We start from the raw sequence: 17,864 nt of genomic DNA, 5'->3' as shown, positions 1-17,864 counted from the left end.
GCGCGGCGAGGAGGCGGATCCCAAGGACGCAGACGTTGGCAATGTCGAGTTGGCGCGTGAGCAGCTCGTCACCCAATGGCGACCGAAACTCGGACGCTTGTCCGGGTCTGCCCTTTTGCCTTCCACCGCGATCCCCCGCTTACCGCGGGTGAGGCAGGGCCGGAACAAGCGCCCGGCGTCGCGGCCTCCGCCTCTTCCCGTCAGTATGACGCCAGCTACTGCGTAAGAAGCGGTTTCCACATCCCGAGCGAGCCAGACTGCAATTATAAGTATGTAGACGGCCCGCCTGCGACCGCAGTGTAGGATCCTGCAGCGCAGATCTGCTGTTCATGCTAAGAGGCTGTACGCAAATAAACCTCTTTGTGCGTCAGGGATTTAGCGATCGGTCGCCGCTTAATCATTGCGTTCCAAAATATGTGCGGCAGGTCAGCGACGCTGGAAATGCCCGCGCAAGACATAGGCCCGACATGGGAGGACTGGGCCGACGCCGCCTCCCGTATCGAAGTCAACACAAAAAGCCCGGTTATTTCGCGTACAGACTCTAACTCAACGTAGGTTAGTTATGAAAACGCCTCTCTGGAAATCTTCCCCTCCCCAGCAGTAGATTTTGCCGTTGCGCACGGCCACGCTACGGGCACAGCATTTATCTCACACGGCCCACTATGGTCCGGCCGCAGCAGCCGATTGCTCTCGCCAAAAAGGTCTAGCCGAGCGCGGCTTAGCTGCGGTCCTATGGGGTTCGGCCGGACCCGACCGCGGAACTGGCCTGAGGGATAGCAGTGGGGGTAGAAAACCCATGGCAGCTTCTGCAAAGGACAATACAGTGCTGATTCACAGCACTGGCGAACTCATCGACCAAGTTTGTAAAATGTTGCAGTCTGATGGCGTGGTTCGCTGGTTCCGAGGTCATAGGTCAGTGGACTGGGACATCCAGCCGTTTATCTGGCGAGATTACAATAGTGATCATGAGCGTAACTTCACGAATAGGTTTCGCACTCGCGCAGCACTCCGACGCTCAGCTGTACCTGAACGCGACGATTTCCCAGCGTGGCTCAGCTTGATGCAGCACTATGGCCTCCCTACTCGGCTGCTTGACTGGTCACGTTCGCCACTTATCGCCGCGTACTTCGCTGTCTCAAAGTATTCTGACAAGAACTACGCCCCAGCAGATGCCGTCATCTGGATGCTTGCACCTCATACGCTCAATGAATCAGAGGGCTTCGAAGGAGTGACACCACCTATAGATGGCTACATCAGCGAGAAGATGATCGAGCCGGCCTTCCGAACCAGAAAGGAGAACGGCAAGGTACTCGCGGTAATGTCTGTTGAGCATGATGCGCGGATGGTGGTACAGCAGGGCGCATTTACTGTGCACTCAGACCGTAAGCCTCTCAATACTCGACTTGGTCATGAGAAGTACTTATTCAAATTTTGTATCCCAGCCAAGTGCGTCCAGCGCATGGCGCTGGAGATTCAAGCTTGCAGCATCACGAGGGGGGAGATCTTTCCTGACTTTGCGAACTTGGCAGACGAATTGAGGGGGCTCCCCTAGAGGTGGCATCCACAATCCCGAGCGAACTTAGGGGAGGCTTGCATCGCCCCATTTCCGTTTACCGAGTCTTGTCGTGATATGGTTCCGATATGGAGCCGCCCTCCCCTGCGCCACCTTGTCTCCCCTGGGACTTCCACCCAGCGCTGAGCGAGGATCGCCTGCGGCTCTGCGCCAGGCTGCTGGCCAATGCCCGCCGTGATGCCCTGGCCATGGCCAGCTACGAGCTCGGCGACGATCCCTGGTCGGTCGGCTGCCGCGCCTTCGCCTTTGGCCGCCATCGCCTGAAGCGGGCCGCCGCGTCCGGCGACTATCCCTGGCTCGAGGTGCTGGACGACAGCGCCCATTTCGTCTTCGTCATCGGCTCGAATGGCCAGGGCGTGCCGGTCCGCTTCTACCGCGGCGCCGCCGACGAGCCGACCGAGCGCACACTGCGCCGGCAGGAGGGCGAGGCGCAGCAGCTCTCGCTGGCGCTGGGCACCGAGGCGGCCGAGGGGCTGGTCTTCCGCTTTGCGGTCGAGACCGGCGAGGGTGGCCAGGTGGAGCGGGTAGTGTTCCTGGCGCTGCGTGGCGAGGACCGGGTCGAGTGTTTCTGGCCGGTGCCGCTGACCCTGCTGCCGGCCGAGGTGGCCGGAGCCCAGGGTGGTGCGGTGCAGTTACGCCTCATTGTCGATGACGGCTACGAAGGCCCGGCACAGAACACATCGTTCTCCCCTGCCCTGCGCCCGGCGCTACCGCGTCCCAAGGCGCCAAGCAGCTCGTCCCGGCAGGTGGGAACCAAGCTGCTCTAATCCAGACGTGGCAGTGGATGCCACGGTAGCAAGCAGATTTCCGGCGACCGCCGCTATGTTGTCGCTGTCTCCAGTGTGGTTGGCCGTGAGGACAAATCTGTCCACGAAGCCATTCGTGGCGGCAATGCAGGAGCTTGATATTGCTGGTAGATCCCCGAGAGAAAAGGGTGTGGGGTCTACCGACGCTCTAGCCGATACGAGCCACTGGGGGCCGCGATGGATGGAGCGTCACGCTTGTCTCGGTCACATTTACCCTTGCGTCTGGGTAGGCGGCTGTCGCGGCTGCAAGGGCGTCCAGGAAATGCGGCTTGAATTGGCGGACAAGTTTAAAGCCGGTGCCGAACTGCGTATGCAGTGAGGTCCAGCTGATCGGCGCCGGCTGCGCGAGGGCGTGGAGTCGGTAGGCAAGCCAAATGTAAATGTCGAGCGCCATTGAGCGCTCCTTCAGTTGCCGAATCGCGCTCTCGAGCAGTGGTACCGGGTGATCACTCAGTGCCTTGTAGAAGGTCTCATCGAGGGTGACGATGTCCTCAAAGAGGTTCCCCTGTTCACCGTCATCACGGAAGAAGAGTCCATTGCGGACGATAGCTCCACGCTCGAAGCCATCGCTTGCGCGGCCAGCCTCGTCGGTGACAGTCCAGAAAAACTTAATGCTGCAGGCCGAGATCCGTCGGGCTTGGTCGCGCAATGCTCGGGCGGTTTCGCCGCCGACCGCCATCCCCATCCGGCCCATCCAGTTGCGCATGGACCGCCCAAGGTGAACCTCTCGGCTCCCTGTCCGAACCGCTTGTGTTTGGAGGTAGATTAGGATCATGCGGGCCCGGGCGCCGTAGGGAACGCCGAACAGGACAGTTGGTCCTGGGCCAGTCTTCAAGCGTCCCGGCTCGACGAGCAGGGTGACGTTGTGGCCCCGTTTCTCCCAAACCTCGCCATCAGGGAGGCGTTTGTGTGGAAAACCGGTCAGGCAGAAGCCGCTGTAGGTAATGCCTAGGTTCTGGGCCTCGTCAGCCAAGACCTCTGCCGCGACATCAACAAGATGGCGTTGCTTCGTCGGGACCATCTCCCGAGCTCTCTCGCGTCCGTGCTGGACGACCAGACGGTGTATGTCCCCCACAGCATTCACCACCAGCGTTCTTAGCGAGAATGGCGGTCTGTAATCAGCGTCGTCAAGTGTGGGGTTAACCGACGGAGCTAGTAGAAAGATAGTTGTTCTTTACTAGTTGAGTCGTCGGTTCATCCCACGGGATAAGCCGGATTCGCGGCACCTAACCCCACACCTGCGTCGGTTCACCCCACGGGAAAACCGTGGTGAGGTGTGGGTTCCAGCATTCGCGTCACCAAACCCCACAGGATAAACCTAGGCCAATTGTGAGCGAATCGGGCATTGAGTTGTGCCGAGCCGCGTTCTTACCGGCTTCGTGACGCTGGCGGTGGTTGGATAGCCCTTGGAGTTCTCAACTTCCTTGCCCAACAGTTTGATTTACTTGGGTGAACGCCTATCTGGTAGCTCCCTGGTAGCTGCCAGATAGCGACCGGAAATCTATTGGCTCGCTTCCTGAAGTTCTTTGTCCAGAGCCGCCACGGCCCGTTCGAATGCCTCGCCCAAAACCCAGCCCTGCTCGTCGGCGAGCTTGTAGAAGGCGTCCACTGCCTCCTGCCGGACCTTGAGATTCAGCTGAACGTTTCGGCCAGTCCGGTAGCGCCGGGGCTCCCGTCGCTCGGACACGACTGGTATTGGTACGGCCGGTGCCGCCTTTGGCTCGCGGCTGTGGAAGCCCACCTGCTCGGCTACCCCCCTCACCTGCTCCGGCCGCGCCGGTGGTTTGGGCTTGAACTCGCCTAGATCGAGATCACCATCCTGCTCGAACATGGATGCTCGGTCGCCGTTCACGCTACTACCTCCGCCTTTGGCCGCGCCGCAGTCGCCTTCAGGAGCCCCACTACTTCGGCTGCGAAGGCCCGCGCGTTCTTTACCGCAGCATCCAGGCCGCTGACCTGGCCTGCGTTCAGGCCTGGAAGTGCGCCGCCGAAGCTGAAGATGGCGCGGAACGCCTCGCGCTCATGCATCTGGGTTTCGAAGGCTGGGACATTGTTTTGTGCCATCTCCTCGCGGATGTGCTGGAGAGTGCGGGGCCGGATTGCCGCCGAAGTTCGGGTGAAGAGCACAGCGTAGGGAATCCTCCGCCCAAACGCCTTCTCCTGCTGCCGGATTAGGCGGATTGCCTTGGCCGCCTCCGCGGCGTCCAGTTGGCTGCCCTGGGTTGGCACTATGACTAGGTCGGCCCGACTGATCGCATAGGCAACGGTCATGCTAGCCGTGCCCTCCAGGTCGACAATGACGAATGGCACGCGGGCCGCGGCGGCCTCGATCTCATCGATGATCGTCGCCTCCGTCACCTCCGACAGAACGGCTAGCGTCTCGGGCTTACCCGGCCGCTTGGCCCAATGGCTGACAGGTCTGTTCGGGTCGGCATCAATGACCACGACCTGCGCGCCCCGCAGGGCCAATTCCGTTGCTAGGACTACGGCGGATGTTGACTTGCCCGCGCCACCCTTTGGCGACGCGAAGACGATGGTGGGCATACCGTTAGCTCCCCTCCTGCTAGCGGATCACCGTTTGATAGTCGCCTGGAGGCTATCTGGGCGTCAACGGGAAGCTAACTAGTAGCTTCTAGGTGGCGCAAAGGGCGGTGCAGAGCGTGACACCAAAGACCGGACGTGGAACGTGCCGAGATCACTCCTAACGCCTCTGTGGCCTATTGCACCACGTAGGCCCGGAAGCTCCGTCGCCCGGTGCCCTCCCTGAGAACGCCGGCGCCCTGCAGCCGCTGGAGCAGCAGCAGGGCGCCCTGCGGGGTGACGCCGAGCTGGCGGGCGAGGCCGCGGGCGGTTAGGGCAGGGGCACGCAGCGCCGCCTCGGCGGCAGCGGGCAGCAGGCTCTGCCGACTGGCGGCCACCAGGCGTGCGGCGGCCGCCTCGGCCTCGCGCAACCGGGTGAGCTCGGCGAGGCCGCGCTGGGCAGCGGCGGCGACCCGGTTCAGGAACACTGCGGGCCAAGCGGCGTGATCGCCGAGCGGCAGGATGGTCGGTCGCTCGGTGGGGCCGAGGCTCCAGAAGGGCAGGGGGATGACCCGCAGCCGGCCCCGTCGCCGCGCCGCCGCGGCAGCGAGCAGCAGTGCTTGCGCCGGGGTGGGCCGGCTGTCCTGCAGCACCTCGGCGGTCAGCCAGGCTGATGCCGCCTCAGCGGCAGCGAGCAGCGGCGGCGGCCCGGGCGGCTGACCGGCGCGGGGCACCGCCAGGGCGGCACTGCGCCAGGCGGCAAACCGCTCCGGCCACAGGCGCAGGGCTGTAACGTCAGCACCCTCTGGGGTGAGCGGCGCCAGGGCCGCAGCCGCGACCTCAGGGGAGGCGAGGGGGTCCCAGCCCGTGCTGGCCAGCCGGCGCAGCGCTCGGGCGAGGGCCAGCCCCTGGGCCAGGGTGGTACCATCCGGCAGCCGGTCGGTGGCCTCGGCGAGCAGCGCCCTGGCGCGGCCTGGGGTGCCGAGGACCCCGCTGGTGGCCGGCAGCGCGGCGGCGCCGCGGCCGCCGAGTGCCGCGGCCGAGAAGTCGCCGAGCAGCCCGGCCTCGGCGAGGGCCAGGTCACGGGGATGGATCCAGGCGCGGTCGGCGGCGGCGGCGAGCCAGCCGGCGGCCTCGGCGAAGGCAAGGCGGGCGACCAGACCCTCGCGCAGGGCAGGGCAGGCGGCTTCGGCCGCGGCATCGAGCCGGGAGAGGGCATCCTCGGCGGCAGCCAGCGGCACCAGCAGGGCGGACCAGTCGGGCTCCCGACGCCGCAGGCTCCGCGCCCGGCTGGGAGAGATCCAGGGCGGCACCGCCATCTCCGGCCCGGCCTCCTCGTCCTCCCAGACCGGGCGCCAGGGAGCCTCATCGGCCGCATCCTCCGGCTCTTCGGGATACAGGCTGTCCGACACGCAGCATCTCCGCACCAACACAGGGCAGTGTAGCGGAATGTGAAAGACAAACACGCATTCCGTTGCGTTGCTCGGGGGGCTTTGCGGTCCGCCCCCTTGGCCCCCGACTCCTCGCCGCCACCGCGCTTCCGCATTCCGTCCGCTAACAGGACTTTGCGGACGGAATCGCTTGCCCGGCGGCCCCCTGTCGGATAGACTTTTGTCAGATGTCTATCCAGATGGAGGGCGGCATGCAGGTCGGCAAATGGGGCAATAGCTTGGCAGTGCGCCTGCCCGCCGCGGTGGTCGAGGCGCTCGGCCTGCAGGAGGGCGACGAGATCGCCATCGAGGTGGCGGACCCCCGCACCTTCCGCATCGGCCGCGACCGCCGCCGCGACGAGGCCCTGGAGGCCCTGCGCACCCTCGGCTGGACCCTGCCGCCGGGCTTCCGCTTCTCCCGCGACGAGGCCAATGAGCGCGGCGGATGAGCGGTGTCCCCTTCCTGGACACTAATGTGCTGCTCTACGCCGCGCTGCAGCCAGACCCCCGTTCGGACGCCGCCCGGGCGCTGCTGGCGCAGGGTGGCATCGTCAGCGTCCAGGTGCTGAACGAGTTCGTCGCCGTCGCCCGCCGCAAGCTGCGCCGGCCCTGGCCGGAGATCACCCAGGCGCTGGTGGCCATCCGGACCCTCTGCCCGCCGCCGCTCGCCCTCAGCCTCGGCACGCATGACGCTGCCCTCGAGATCGCCGCGCGCACCGGCTACCAGATCTACGACGCGCTGATCCTCGCCGCCGCCCTCGAGGCGGGCTGCGCCACGCTGCTCTCGGAAGATCTGCAGGACGGGCAGGTAATCGACGGCCGCCTGACCCTGCGCAATCCTTTCCGGCCGGCATGACCGCCGATAGCGGGGACGGGGGAGGGGGAGGGGCGCGCTGGTGCCGCGGCGCTGGTCCTCGACACCAGGCTGTTTGGTGACCTGGTGGTCCCCGGCGGCGGCGCCCGGGCGGAGGAGCTGCGGGCCCTCGCAGCCCGCGCCGCGGTCTATGCCACCAAGGCCCGAGGGGAGGGCACCCTGCGGGCCTATCGCTCGGCCTGGCGCGGTTATGCGGCCTGGTGCCACAGCCTCGGCCGCGAGCCGCTGGCCGGCGATCCCGACATCCTGGCGATGTACGTGGTCAAGCGCGCCGATGCCGGGCTCCGCCTGGCCAGCCTGCGGGTGCACCTGGCCGCCATCCAGGCGGCGCACCGCCTCGCTGGCATCGCCCTCGACCTGAAAGATCCCCGCCTGGCCATGGTGCTGGAGGGCGTCGCCCGGACCAAGGGCACCCGGCCGGGCAAGCGGGCGGCCGCCGCCACGCCCGACGCGCTGCGGCGGATGCTGGCGGCCCGGCCCGGGGCCGACACGGCACTCGGCGCCCGCGACCGGGCGATGCTGCTGCTGGGCTTTGGCGCGGCGCTGCGCCGGGCCGAACTGGCCGCGCTCCGCCTCGGCGAGGTGGTCTGCGAGTCGGGGCGGGGGGTGACCGTGCTGGTGCGGCGCTCCAAAACCGATCCGCGCGCCGCCGGCCAGCAGGTGGCGGTCTGGGCCAACCCGGCCGAGCCGGGGTTTTGTGCGATGGCCGCGCTGGAGGCCTGGTTGGGCTTCCGGCGGCGGGCGGCGGACCTCACCGGCGGGGCCTCCGACGCCGAGCGGCCGCTGTTCTGCGCCGTGACCAAGGCCGGCCGGCCCACAGGGCAGGGGCTCTCCGACAAGGCGGTGTGGCGGCTGGTCAAGCAGGCGGCTGTGGACGCCGGCCTGCCGGCGCCGGAGCGCTTCTCGGGGCATTCGCTCAGAGCCGGGCTGGCCACCGCGGCGGGAGAGGCGGGCGCCGGGCTGGCCGACCTGATGCGGCAGACCCGGCACCGCTCGACCGAGGTGGCGCTGGGCTACCTGCGTCCGGCCGATCTCTGGCGCAACAATGTCACCGAAAAGGTGTTCCGGACCGCGCGCAAGGAGGACGGCTGAGGAGCCCGACCGGTCGGAAATGCGGCCTCGTTCTACCGGCCTCATGATCGTCGGGCGCCCTCTTGGGGGCAGGGCGCCTCGGCGCTCGAGCGCTCCTTCCCAGAGGTTCACGGGGCGCTCGCCCGGAAGCCGCCCGCGGCGCCCGTGCTCGGGCTGCACGCAGACGTGCATCGTGAGTACGCCGACCTGTACCAGCGCCTCGTCGTCGATGGCGAACGCGCGCGGGCTGTCATGACGTGTCATGGCGGCCGGCAAGCGACGAGTAGCAGGCGGCCGATAAGATCGGCCGAGGCATTCTGTGCTGTCCCGGTCGGCGGCGAGGTGGCGAAAAGCTGTGCGGTCCAGAGTTCATGCCGAACCAGGGCGAGAGCATCGCTGAAAGTTGGCAGCGGTTTGCGATACCAGGGCCTGCGAGCACCAGTGCCCATGGCTCAGCACGCGATGGTAGACAGCAAAGCCAGCCGCCTCGCCGAGGCCCATGACCCGCAGGGCCGCGGCAACGGTCCGCCGTCCCGGCGCCAGCAGGGCGCCACAGACCAGCACGAGCACGTGACGCCAGACCGCGGCGGTGAAGTGGCATCGGAAGGGCCGCATCCAGCCGTCCAGCACCGCCGGACCCACGCTCGGCGTCATGGCACACCGCCTCCGCCCGAGACCCCCGAGGCGCCAAACGCGGCCGGAGGCAGGAGGGAGGCCGATGGCCAGCAGCCCCGATGATATGCGCGCCCGCATCGAAGCCTACCCCTGGCCGTCGCGGCGCGGCGGCGTCGAGGTGGTGCGGGCCAACAAGGGCTACACGCTCTACAGCCGGCGCACCGGTGGACCGGTCGCCCGGCTGCGCCCAACCGGTCAGGGCAACCGGGTTCAGGTGCTGTGGTGGCGACGTGAGGCCTGGGGCAACCCCGGACCTTTCGGTCGGGAGGTCATGCCGCTCGACGAAGCCCTCGAGTTCATCGCCACCAAGGGCTTCTTCTGGATCCATGCCTCATGACGAAAGCGTCACGGCACGTGCAAAGCCAAGCTTAGACCCTGTACGCGAATAAATCCCTTGCTACGCCTGGGTTTGAGCGACGAGCCGGCGTGAGATGATGGAGATCATCGCGATCCAGACGTGCGCGGCGAAGAGGTCGGGAGCGCGGTCATACACGATGTTGAGCCGGCGATAGCGGCTCATCCAGGCGAACAACCGCTCCACAACCCAGCGGATGCCGCTCGGCAGGAAGTGCCCGTCCCGCGTTCCGCCGGGCGAGACCGCGACGTGGATGTCGTGCCCGAGTGCCGCCGCGGCGAAGGGAGCGCCCTTGAAGCCGCTGTCGCCGAGCAGGTCGCCCTGGAAGCCGAGCGCGGCCAGCCGCGGCAGCATCGGCAGGGTGCCAGCGCGGTCATCGGTGTTGGCCGGATGCAGTTCAAGGTCGAGCAGCGAGCCATGCTTGTCGCAGGCGGCGAAGAGCTTGAGCCCTTGACCAGCTTGCCGCCATCGATGCCCCGCGCCCAGGCGCTCGGGGCCGAGCACAGCGAGCGGCTGTCGACCACCACCGCCGAGGGCAGGACGACATCACCGCAGGCCAGCCGCCAGTCCAGCGCGAGACGCTGGCCCAGTCGGCGCCACAGCCCCAGCCGGGACCAACGGGCGAAGCTCGTGTGCAGCGTGGTGAAAGGAATGCCCGAGAGCCAGCCGGCGATGCGCCACTGCATGCCGCCGAAGGTCAGCATCCAGATCAGCCCGATTAGCCGCCGCCGCAAGCTCAGGTCCGGCTTGCGGCCACGGCGGTGCACGCCGACCCGCTCGCCGTCCATGGCCTCCAGTTCGGCCTCGACGGCGAAGACGAACACCTCCACATCGGCCAGGATGTTCCAGCCGTCGCCGCGGCTGGGGCGGGGAACGCGGCGAGCAGACGGCGGTGGCAGATCAACGGGGCTCAGAAAGTCAGTGTGAGACATCGGCCCGATATGGTGGGGGTGGGCTGGCGCATGGCCCAATGTGTCGGTTCCGAACTAACCTGCCCGCTTATTTCGCGTTCAGATTCTTACGAGGCCTGCTATTGCCGGGTGCTTGTTGCATTGCTCATGAATGTGAAAAAGTTGCTGTGGGGGGTCTTAGGACGTTCGAGGGCTGACAATGAACACCATCAACTGGCTGCACCTGTCTGATTGGCACCAAAAGGGCGAAGATTTCGGCCGGACAGTCGTCCTCGACCGCCTAATTGATGACATTCGGCAGCGGGCGAATATCGACCGCTCACTCGCAAATTGGATTTCGTCATCTTCAGTGGTGATCTCGCCTTCGCTGGCCAGCCGACAGAGTTTGCTGCGGCACGAAAACTTCTGCTTGATCCCGTGCTCGAAGCACTCGGACTGAAACCCGAGCGACTGTTCATAGTGCCAGGGAACCATGATCTTGACCGGCAGATTGCCTGGGATATGGCGCCTCCGCCGCTACAGCAGCCCCTACCGGGCGAGGCCGCGGTGCATCAATGGCTGACCGATGATCGGCGCCGCGACCGCGCAATGGAGCCATTGCGCGCATTCCACGATTTTGTTGCAGGATACACCGGTCAGCCCGATCCTACCTTCGCGTCGCTACGGGAGTGGGAACTGGCTGGACGGCGGGTGGCCCTACTTGGCCTAAACTCTGCTTGGATGTGTGCGAGACGAAAGGCGGAGGGCAAGAATGAAGAGGTGAACGACTACGGCGTTCTTGTTGTCGGCGAGCCACAGATCCACGGCTCGTTGCAACGAATTTCTGAGCACGATCTCCGCATTGCCGTAATCCACCACCCCTTTGCATGGCTTGCTGACTTTGATCGCGCCCGCGTACAGGAACGCCTGCAACGAGCCGTCGACGTGATCTTGTGTGGCCATCAACACGAGCCGAACGTAGCCGTTGCACTCGGACCCGGAGGAGACTTCATACTCATTCCTGCCGGAGCCGCGTACGATCGGCGCACAGCAGAGAATCCGCGCTATACAAATGCTTATAACTTCGTCTCTATGGATTTTGCGCGTGGAAGAGGGACTGTTTATCTGCGCAAATGGAATGATAGGGGCGCGGTCTGGGCGGCTGACCACGATACTCACCAAGGTGGATACTTCGGATTTCAGCTGCCAACTCGGCTGAGACGGAGACGGGCACCGCGCCGTTCGGGCCGAGGTTCTACTGGCCCCGGCACCACGAGCACGGAGCGACGAGAGGCCGCTGCGGCGAAGTATCGCACCCTTTTACTAGAAACCTGTGATTTGCTGGACCTCGCCAACTTACCAGCATCGGACGTGCATGTGGTTCAGCGGGAGTTACAACTGCGGCGCCTCTACATGCCGGCGCGCGTGCTCGTAGTTCCGGATAGTAAGGAGAGTGACGCCGAATTTAAGGAGTTGGAACAGCTAAGGGCCGACGCGAAACGAGGAGTGGCACGGGACGGACGGTCTCCTCAGGAAGGCAGCCGTCGAGAGCGTGTGCCTATTGGCACATGCCTTTCGCGCAGCGTTCGTGTAGTACTGCTTGGCGACCCTGGCTCTGGTAAGACCACCTTCACCCGCTGGATCGCCACCGCATATCTACTCCGTTTGAAGCACGACCCTTCTTGGAAGGATCTGCCGGAGGTCGGTTCGCTGCCGGACACCGATCTACTGCCCATCCTGATTCGCTGCCGTGATCTACGTCCGGCAGACATGGCAGGAGACCTTAACACACTCCTCGGACGCAGTTTCCGTAGCAATGAACTTGATCCAACAGAATCTGCGGACTTAGTCCCCTATCTGCGCGGTGTGGTCGACGCCGGCACGGCATTGTTGGTGCTCGACGGCCTGGACGAGATCAATGATCCCCGGGAGCGTGCGAAATTCTGCGAGCGCGTCGACCAGCTGGCGCAGGCCAAACCGCAGCTTAGGATCGTCGCCACATCGCGCATTGTCGGCTACCGGGACATGGGAAGGCGCTTAGCACGAGGCTTTCTACACGCCACGCTGGCCGATTTGGCAGGCAGCGAGAAGGATGCCTTTGCGCGCCAGTGGTGTGCGTTGACGGAGCGGCCAGAGCGGCGGGACGCCGCCGCCCGTGAGTTGATCGCAGAGATCCACAGTAGCGATAGGATCGAGCGTCTCACCGGAAGCCCTATCCTGCTCACCACCATGGCGCTTGTAAAGCGGAAGGTCGGCAAGTTACCGCAGCGTAGAGCCGACCTCTACGAAGAAGCGATCGACGTTCTGCTGAACATGAGACCAGAGGTCGACAGACCGATTGAGTGGCGGGAAGCCGTCCCGCAACTTGCATATCTCGCATATGCAATGTGCGATCGCGGCGTGCAGCAACTAGATGAAACGGAGATAGTGCGGCTGCTGGAGGACATGCGATCCGAGCATCCTGCGGCGCACGATGTGCGAGCGCGATCGCCGGAAGACTTTCTGCGCGTCGTTGAGGCGCGTACCGGCCTGCTGTATCAGGCAGGTCGCCGTCGGATCAGCGGCCGCCAGACCCCGGTGTATGAATTCCGCCATCTGACGTTTCAGGAGTATCTCGCGGCCCGAGCACTGGCAGATGGTAAGTACCCGGGTTATACTGCCGAACGCCGCCTTGCTGACCAGATTGGGCCGCTCGCAGGCCGCGTCGAGCGAGTGCAAACGACGGGCTTGCTTAAGGACGAGGACGTCGTAGTCGTCGAAAGCTGGCGCGAGGCGCTCCGGCTCTGCATCGCGATTTGCCGGGACATCGATGTAGATCCGACATTGCACGCGATTCTCGGGACAGGGGATGGCCCTGGGCTCAAGCGCGCGCGGGCGCAGCAAGCTGCCCTTTGCCTGGCGGACGAGCCGAACGCCAGCGAGGCGGTAGGTGCGGAGATTGCGACTGCGTTCGCGGCATCCGTGCGAGCCGAAGAAATGAACCTTTGGGTCACGTCGAGCCTCGTCTTGGCGGTATATGAACTGGCCACGACGCGTTGGCGCACCACCTTTGCGCGAGCATTGCTAGCAGCTTTAGCGCATCAGTCAGGCGATGAGCGCCGGGCACTCTGGCGCCTTACCAAAGACCTAGCATGGAAGGCGAGCCCGGCTGGCCAGATGGTACGCGAACCGAAGCTGTCTCTCGAGACTATCGAGAGCGGGAGCGAGATCGAGGCAATGCTGGCCCTGAGTATGCTTGATACTTCAAGCAAGGAACCAGCTCTAAGCCAGGTCAGTGAGGCATTGCTGAACCGGCTGGCGGGCAGCAATGCGATGCAATTCGTTGCCGGAGCCCGGATTTCCGACCTGTTGAGGGCTGGCTGGCGCCCGATGTCCACTACTGTCGCTCGGTTAGGAGACTTCCTGCTGTGCGAGCAGTCCGACGAGGACGCCGTTGTAGAAATTCTCGAAGCCTTGCATCCGGCCGAGCTTAAGGAATGGTTGCTTATGCTTGAGCAGCTACTGCCGGACCACCGCCCGCGGCGGGTACGCCAGGCGGCGGCCGGGGCGCTCGGCAAACTCGACGACACCCGAGCGGTCGAGCCGCTGCTCGCCCGCCTCGCCGCCGACCAGGACATCGATGTGCGCCGCGTCGCGGCCAGGGCGCTCGGCAAGCTCGGCGACGCTCGCGCGGTCGAGCCGCTGCTTGCCCGCTTCACCGCCGACGACGACATCAATGTGCGCCAGGCCGCGGCCGAGGCGCTCGGCAAGCTCGGCGACGCTCGCGCGGTCGAGCCACTGCTCGCCCGCCTCGCTGCCGACCAGGACGTCAGTGTGCGCCGCGTCACGGCCGAGGCGCTCGGCGAACTCGGCGACGCTCGCGCGGTCGAGCCGCTGCTCGCCCGCCTCGCCGCCGACGACGACATCAATGTGCGCCAGGCCGCGGCCAGGGCGCTCGGCGAACTCGGTGATCCCCGCGGGGGCGAGCCGCTGCTCGCCTGCCTCACCGCCGACCAGGACATCGATGTGCGCCAGGCCGCGGCCGAGGCGCTCGGCGAACTCGGCGACGCTCGCGCGGTCGAGCCGCTGCTCGCCCGCCTCGCCGCCGACCAGGACATCGATGTGCGCCGCGTCGCAGCCAGGGCGCTCGGCAAGCTCCTTGATCCCCGCGCGGTCGAGCCGCTGCTCGCCCGCCTCGCCGCCGACCAGGACTGGAGGATGCGCCAGGCCGCGGCTGGGGCGCTCGGCAAGCTCGGCGACGCTCGCGCGGTCGAGCCGCTACTTGCCCGCCTCGCCGCCGACGACGACATCGATGTGCGCCGCGTCGCGGCCGAGGCGCTCGGCAAACTCGGTGACGCTCGCGCGGTCGAGCCGCTGCTCGCCGGCCTCGCCGCCGACCAGGACGTCAGTGTGTGCCAAGCTGCGACCGAGGCGCTCGGCGAACTCGGCGATCCCCGCGCGGTCAAGCCGCTGCTCGCCCGCCTCGCCGTCGACCAGAACGTCAATGTGCGCCAAGCCGCGGCCGAGGCGCTCGGCAAGCTCGGCGACGCTCGCGCGGTCGAGCCGCTGCTCGCCGGCCTTGCCGCCGACCAGGACGTCAGTGTGCGCCAGGCTGCGGCCGAGGCGCTCGGCGAACTCGGCGACGCTCGCGCGGTCGAGCCGCTGCTCGCCCGCCTCGCCGCCGACGAGCACTGGAGGGTGCGCTACGCCGCGGCCAGGGCGCTCGGCAAGCTCCTTGATCCCCGCGTGGTCGAGCCGCTGCTCGCCCGCCTCACTCCCGGAGAGGACTGGAGGGTGCGCTACGCCGCAGCCGAGGCGCTCGGCGAACTCGGCGACGCTCGCGCGGTCGAGCCGCTGATAGCCCGCCTCGCCACCGACGAGGGAACCTGGGTGCGCCAGGCTGCAGCCGGGGCGCTCGGCAAGCTCGGCGATCCCCGCGCGGTCGAGCCACTGCTCGCCCGCCTTACTCCTGGCGAGCACTGGAGGGTGCGCCATGCTGCGGCCGAGGCGCTCGGCAAGCTCGGCGATCCTCGCGTGGTCGAGTTGCTGCTCGCCTGCCTCACTCCCGGAGAGGACTGGAGGGTGCGCCACGGCGCAACTGGGGCGCTCGGCGAACTCGGCGATCCTCGTGCGGTCGAGCCGCTGCTCGCCCGCCTTGCCGCTGGCGAGGACTGGACGGTGCGCCACGGCGCGGCCGGGGCGCTCGGCAAGCTCGGCGACGTTCGCGCGGTCGAGCCGCTGCTCGCCCGCCTCGCCGCCGACGAGGACATCGATGTGCGCCGCGTCGCGGCCGGGGCACTCGGCGAACTCGGCGACGCTCGCGCGGTCGAGCCGCTGCTTGCCCACCTCGCTCCTGGCGAGGGGACCTGGGTGCGCCAGGCCGCAGCCGGGGCGCTCGGCAAGCTCGGCGATCCCCGCGCGGTCGAGCCGTTGCTCGCCCGCCTTGCTCCCGGCGAGGACTGGAGGGTGCGCCGCGCCGCGGCCGGGGCGCTCGGCAAACTCGGCGATCCCCACGCGATGCGCAGCTTCAGAGAAGCCCTCAAGCATCACGATGCGGGGGAGCACCGCATTGCAATCAGTGGGCTTACTCAGACCTTGGAGGAGATTGATCGCAAACTGCTTTCAAGAGCTCTTGACGGCCTTCCGCCATTCATGGACCCGCGCAATCCAATCGGGCTTGGTCGCATGCAGACAATAGCTAGGTCATTGAAATTGGAAGTTGCCGAGGTGCAGAGCCGCTACGCCATCCTCGCCCAGCGTTTTGCGATTTCGTTGGAGGACTGTGCGACATTGCCGGCACCGTAGATCTTTGCTCCGCCAGGGCCAAAAATAACGGAGTGTCCGGAACTGTAACATAGGCTGTCGGCCTTCGCGTTACGCTCCCGGGCTTGGCGGACATCCCCCCGCCGGTAACTGGGGCAAATTCCTGGGCGAGGCGGTTGCGCCTGCGGGGGCGTCGTGATTCACCCTGTTCATGTCGCCACCCGACCCGGCACTGCTGGAGACGTTGTCGCTCGCCGAGTTCCGAGACCTTGTCGGCACGTTGGTGGCGAAGGTTGCCGAACTCACGGCCGACAATGCGGCCCTGAAGGCGGAGAACCAGGCGCTGCGCGACGAGGGTAGCCCGGCTGAAGGGTCTGCCGCCGCGGCCACCGTCGCGGCCTTCCGGGATGGAGCAGGCAACCGGCGGCGGCGCCGGGGCGGGCAAAGGCGGCAAGCGGTCGCGGCGCCGGCGGGGTGCCAAGCGCGACCGTGACGCGGTGACCGCCGAGGTGGTGGTGCAGGCCGCGCCGCCGCCGGGCTCGAGATCTCTTCATGCAGCCGCTCCGGCGCATGGGCGAGGAGATTCCGGTGCTTATGGACGGTACACCTTTGGGCCGGCACCGCCGGCCAGAGCGCAGCCAGCGCCTTCTCAAGGCCGGCCGCGCCGTCGATGATCAGGAACTCCGGGGTCCGCAGCCCGCGGGCGAGCAGGTCATTGAGCACGGCCCGCCACGCCGCCTCGCTCTCCCCGCCCATGGCGCGGATGGCGAGCAGCACCTTCTGCCCATCCCGGCGGATGCCGAGGACCACCAGCAGCGAGACAGAGGTCGCCTTCCGATCCAGCCGGACCCGCACCACGGTGCCATCCAGAATGAGGCGGACGATGTCCTCGCCCGCCAGGTCACGCCGGCCCCAGGCCTCCCAATCCGCCTTTACCTTGCGCCAGGCCCGGCTCACCACGTCCTTGCCCACCGCGTCCCGGAACAAGCGCCGCCAGCGCCCGCTGCACCCGCCGCGTGTTCGTGCCGGCGAGATAGGCTGAGGCGATCAGGGCCTCGGCCTGGCGGGTCCGCCGGGCGTAGCGCGGCAGCACGGCGCTGCGCCATTCCCGGGTGCTGCCGTCCTCGGCCTGCAGCCGAGCCCGCGGCACCGCCAGCTCGACCGGCCCGAAAGAGCCGGTCAGCTGCCGCCGGCGGTGCCCATGGCGGTGCCCCACGGCCCCGCCAGCCCGCTCGTAGCGCCCGCGCCCCAGCGCCGCCTCGAGCTCCTGCTCCACCATCTCCTCGATCAGGCCCCGGATCCGGCCCCGGAGCCCAGCCTCAATCGGGTCGAACCAAGCCTCCCCGGCAAACAGCGCCTGCTCGGCAAGCGCCCTGCTGCTATTCTTGTCCATGGCGTGGTCTCCACCGGCGCGCCAACGCCGGTCATGGCTCGTTGAACAAGCCGGAGACTACGCCACCCCGATTTCCCACCACACCCGCGACGGCACCCCCCTGTTGTTACGGCAGCACACGCCGAGACCGGCCAGGAGTGAGGGGCTGGGCTCACGATGGCTGGTTCGGCAACACGGTCCTCGTCACGGATGTCGCGGTGACGCCCGTCGTCGAGGCCCTCCGAAAATGCGCGCCATGTGGATAGGAGGATCTCCGGGCATGGCACACGTCAGCCGGCAGCCCGTGACCGCGCCAGACGAGCGCCAGAGGGGGAAGCTGCTCGACGCTGCGGAGGTCGCCACGGTTGACCTCACCGAACACCGCTTCGGCCTCCAGGTGCGCATGGCGGAGACCGATCTGGAGCGATTCCTCGGGGCGCATCGCCGTCCAGGCGGGGCACGTCCGGCAGCGAGGGGCAAGACGACTAAGGGCCGCACCCCAGGCCCTTCGTGCTGCTCCATCGCGGCGACCTTCCTCCCCTCTGAACTCCGCCCA

14 protein-coding genes and 2 pseudogenes are annotated in these 17,864 nt (G+C 66.8%); 9 read left to right on the top strand and 7 right to left on the bottom strand.

Translation table 11 applies throughout. The annotated features are described in order from the left end of the window. Window positions 1-796: 796 nt before the first annotated feature. Together KSF81_RS28140 and KSF81_RS28135 are read left to right on the top strand one after the other, a co-directional pair. Window positions 797-1,552: an FRG domain-containing protein gene (locus tag KSF81_RS28140; RefSeq protein ID WP_217382165.1), complete on the top strand. Its 756-nt coding sequence runs from the start codon at window positions 797-799 to the stop codon at window positions 1,550-1,552. An 89-nt stretch (window positions 1,553-1,641) separates the two neighbouring features. Beyond that, on the top strand, window positions 1,642-2,340 hold the full coding sequence (locus tag KSF81_RS28135) for a hypothetical protein (protein WP_217382164.1): 699 nt from the start codon (window positions 1,642-1,644) through the stop codon (window positions 2,338-2,340). 187 nt (window positions 2,341-2,527) lie between these two features. Here KSF81_RS28135 and KSF81_RS28130 read toward each other — a convergent pair whose 3' ends face one another. The 4 genes from KSF81_RS28130 to KSF81_RS28115 form a co-directional block, all read right to left on the bottom strand. Further along, the gene (locus tag KSF81_RS28130) at window positions 2,528-3,400 is read right to left on the bottom strand and encodes a replication protein RepA (protein WP_254454368.1); all 873 of its coding nucleotides are present in this window, start codon (window positions 3,398-3,400) and stop codon (window positions 2,528-2,530) included. 480 nt (window positions 3,401-3,880) lie between these two features. Beyond that, window positions 3,881-4,231, bottom strand: coding sequence for a hypothetical protein (locus tag KSF81_RS28125; RefSeq protein ID WP_217382163.1), 351 nt, complete (start codon window positions 4,229-4,231; stop codon window positions 3,881-3,883). After that, complete coding sequence (locus KSF81_RS28120; protein ID WP_217382162.1) at window positions 4,228-4,923, bottom strand: ParA family protein; 696 nt, start codon at window positions 4,921-4,923, stop codon at window positions 4,228-4,230. The genes KSF81_RS28125 and KSF81_RS28120 overlap by 4 nt, the downstream gene beginning before the upstream one ends. A 173-nt stretch (window positions 4,924-5,096) precedes the next feature. After that, entirely contained in the window at window positions 5,097-6,311 is a 1,215-nt protein-coding gene (locus tag KSF81_RS28115; RefSeq protein ID WP_217382161.1) for a helix-turn-helix domain-containing protein, read from the bottom strand. A 206-nt stretch (window positions 6,312-6,517) separates the two neighbouring features. Here KSF81_RS28115 and KSF81_RS28110 point away from each other — a divergent pair, with 206 nt between their 5' ends. From KSF81_RS28110 to KSF81_RS30825, 3 genes are all read left to right on the top strand, one after another. Continuing rightward, window positions 6,518-6,778: an AbrB/MazE/SpoVT family DNA-binding domain-containing protein gene (locus KSF81_RS28110; RefSeq protein WP_254454367.1), complete on the top strand. Its 261-nt coding sequence runs from the start codon at window positions 6,518-6,520 to the stop codon at window positions 6,776-6,778. Then, window positions 6,775-7,185, top strand: a complete 411-nt coding sequence (locus tag KSF81_RS28105; RefSeq protein ID WP_217382160.1) for a PIN domain-containing protein — start codon at window positions 6,775-6,777, stop codon at window positions 7,183-7,185. Before KSF81_RS28110 ends, KSF81_RS28105 begins: the two co-directional genes overlap by 4 nt. An 84-nt stretch (window positions 7,186-7,269) precedes the next feature. Further along, window positions 7,270-8,295 (top strand): tyrosine-type recombinase/integrase, encoded by a 1,026-nt coding sequence (locus KSF81_RS30825; RefSeq protein ID WP_217382159.1) that lies wholly within the window; start codon window positions 7,270-7,272, stop codon window positions 8,293-8,295. Window positions 8,296-8,643: 348 nt separating this feature from the next. On the opposite strand, the gene KSF81_RS28095 is transcribed toward KSF81_RS30825, so the two are convergent. After that, window positions 8,644-8,928 carry a transposase gene (locus KSF81_RS28095; protein WP_217382158.1) on the bottom strand — a complete coding sequence of 95 codons (285 nt, stop codon included), beginning with the start codon at window positions 8,926-8,928 and terminating at the stop codon, window positions 8,644-8,646. Between the two features lie 64 nt (window positions 8,929-8,992). Here KSF81_RS28095 and KSF81_RS28090 point away from each other — a divergent pair, with 64 nt between their 5' ends. Then, window positions 8,993-9,286, top strand: coding sequence for a hypothetical protein (locus KSF81_RS28090; RefSeq protein ID WP_217382157.1), 294 nt, complete (start codon window positions 8,993-8,995; stop codon window positions 9,284-9,286). A 60-nt stretch (window positions 9,287-9,346) separates the two neighbouring features. Here KSF81_RS28090 and KSF81_RS28085 read toward each other — a convergent pair whose 3' ends face one another. Beyond that, the gene (locus KSF81_RS28085) at window positions 9,347-9,808 is read right to left on the bottom strand and encodes a transposase (RefSeq protein ID WP_217382156.1); all 462 of its coding nucleotides are present in this window, start codon (window positions 9,806-9,808) and stop codon (window positions 9,347-9,349) included. Window positions 9,809-10,414: 606 nt separating this feature from the next. Between KSF81_RS28085 and KSF81_RS28080 the strand changes: the two genes are divergently transcribed. From KSF81_RS28080 to KSF81_RS28075, 3 genes and pseudogenes are all read left to right on the top strand, one after another. After that, complete coding sequence (locus KSF81_RS28080) at window positions 10,415-10,654, top strand: hypothetical protein (protein ID WP_217382235.1); 240 nt, start codon at window positions 10,415-10,417, stop codon at window positions 10,652-10,654. Beyond that, window positions 10,546-11,109 (top strand): annotated as a pseudogene (locus KSF81_RS32610) (hypothetical protein); the annotation flags it as partial. The gene KSF81_RS28080 and the pseudogene KSF81_RS32610, both read left to right, overlap by 109 nt. A 423-nt stretch (window positions 11,110-11,532) precedes the next feature. Beyond that, window positions 11,533-15,978 carry a HEAT repeat domain-containing protein gene (locus tag KSF81_RS28075; protein WP_254454365.1) on the top strand — a complete coding sequence of 1,482 codons (4,446 nt, stop codon included), beginning with the start codon at window positions 11,533-11,535 and terminating at the stop codon, window positions 15,976-15,978. Window positions 15,979-16,476: 498 nt separating this feature from the next. Here KSF81_RS28075 and KSF81_RS30815 read toward each other — a convergent pair. Then, window positions 16,477-17,329 (bottom strand): annotated as a pseudogene (locus KSF81_RS30815) (IS256 family transposase); the annotation flags it as partial. Between the last annotated feature and the right edge of the window lie 535 nt (window positions 17,330-17,864).

Source organism: Siccirubricoccus sp. G192 (assembly GCF_019084075.1).
In the GTDB taxonomy this organism is placed as follows: domain Bacteria; phylum Pseudomonadota; class Alphaproteobacteria; order Acetobacterales; family Acetobacteraceae; genus G192.
The sequence above is the reverse complement of the archived record's forward strand: the minus strand, read 5'-3'. Positions and strand labels throughout refer to the sequence as shown.

Coding starts and splice junctions, on each gene's coding strand:
- KSF81_RS28140 (WP_217382165.1), top strand. CDS start 797: ATGGCAGCTTCTGCAAAGGACAATACAGTGCTGATTCACAGCACTGGC.
- KSF81_RS28135 (WP_217382164.1), top strand. CDS start 1,642: ATGGAGCCGCCCTCCCCTGCGCCACCTTGTCTCCCCTGGGACTTCCAC.
- KSF81_RS28130 (WP_254454368.1), bottom strand. CDS start 3,400: ATGGTCCCGACGAAGCAACGCCATCTTGTTGATGTCGCGGCAGAGGTC.
- KSF81_RS28120 (WP_217382162.1), bottom strand. CDS start 4,923: ATGCCCACCATCGTCTTCGCGTCGCCAAAGGGTGGCGCGGGCAAGTCA.
- KSF81_RS28110 (WP_254454367.1), top strand. CDS start 6,518: ATGTCTATCCAGATGGAGGGCGGCATGCAGGTCGGCAAATGGGGCAAT.
- KSF81_RS28105 (WP_217382160.1), top strand. CDS start 6,775: ATGAGCGGTGTCCCCTTCCTGGACACTAATGTGCTGCTCTACGCCGCG.
- KSF81_RS28095 (WP_217382158.1), bottom strand. CDS start 8,928: ATGACGCCGAGCGTGGGTCCGGCGGTGCTGGACGGCTGGATGCGGCCC.
- KSF81_RS28090 (WP_217382157.1), top strand. CDS start 8,993: ATGGCCAGCAGCCCCGATGATATGCGCGCCCGCATCGAAGCCTACCCC.
- KSF81_RS28080 (WP_217382235.1), top strand. CDS start 10,415: ATGAACACCATCAACTGGCTGCACCTGTCTGATTGGCACCAAAAGGGC.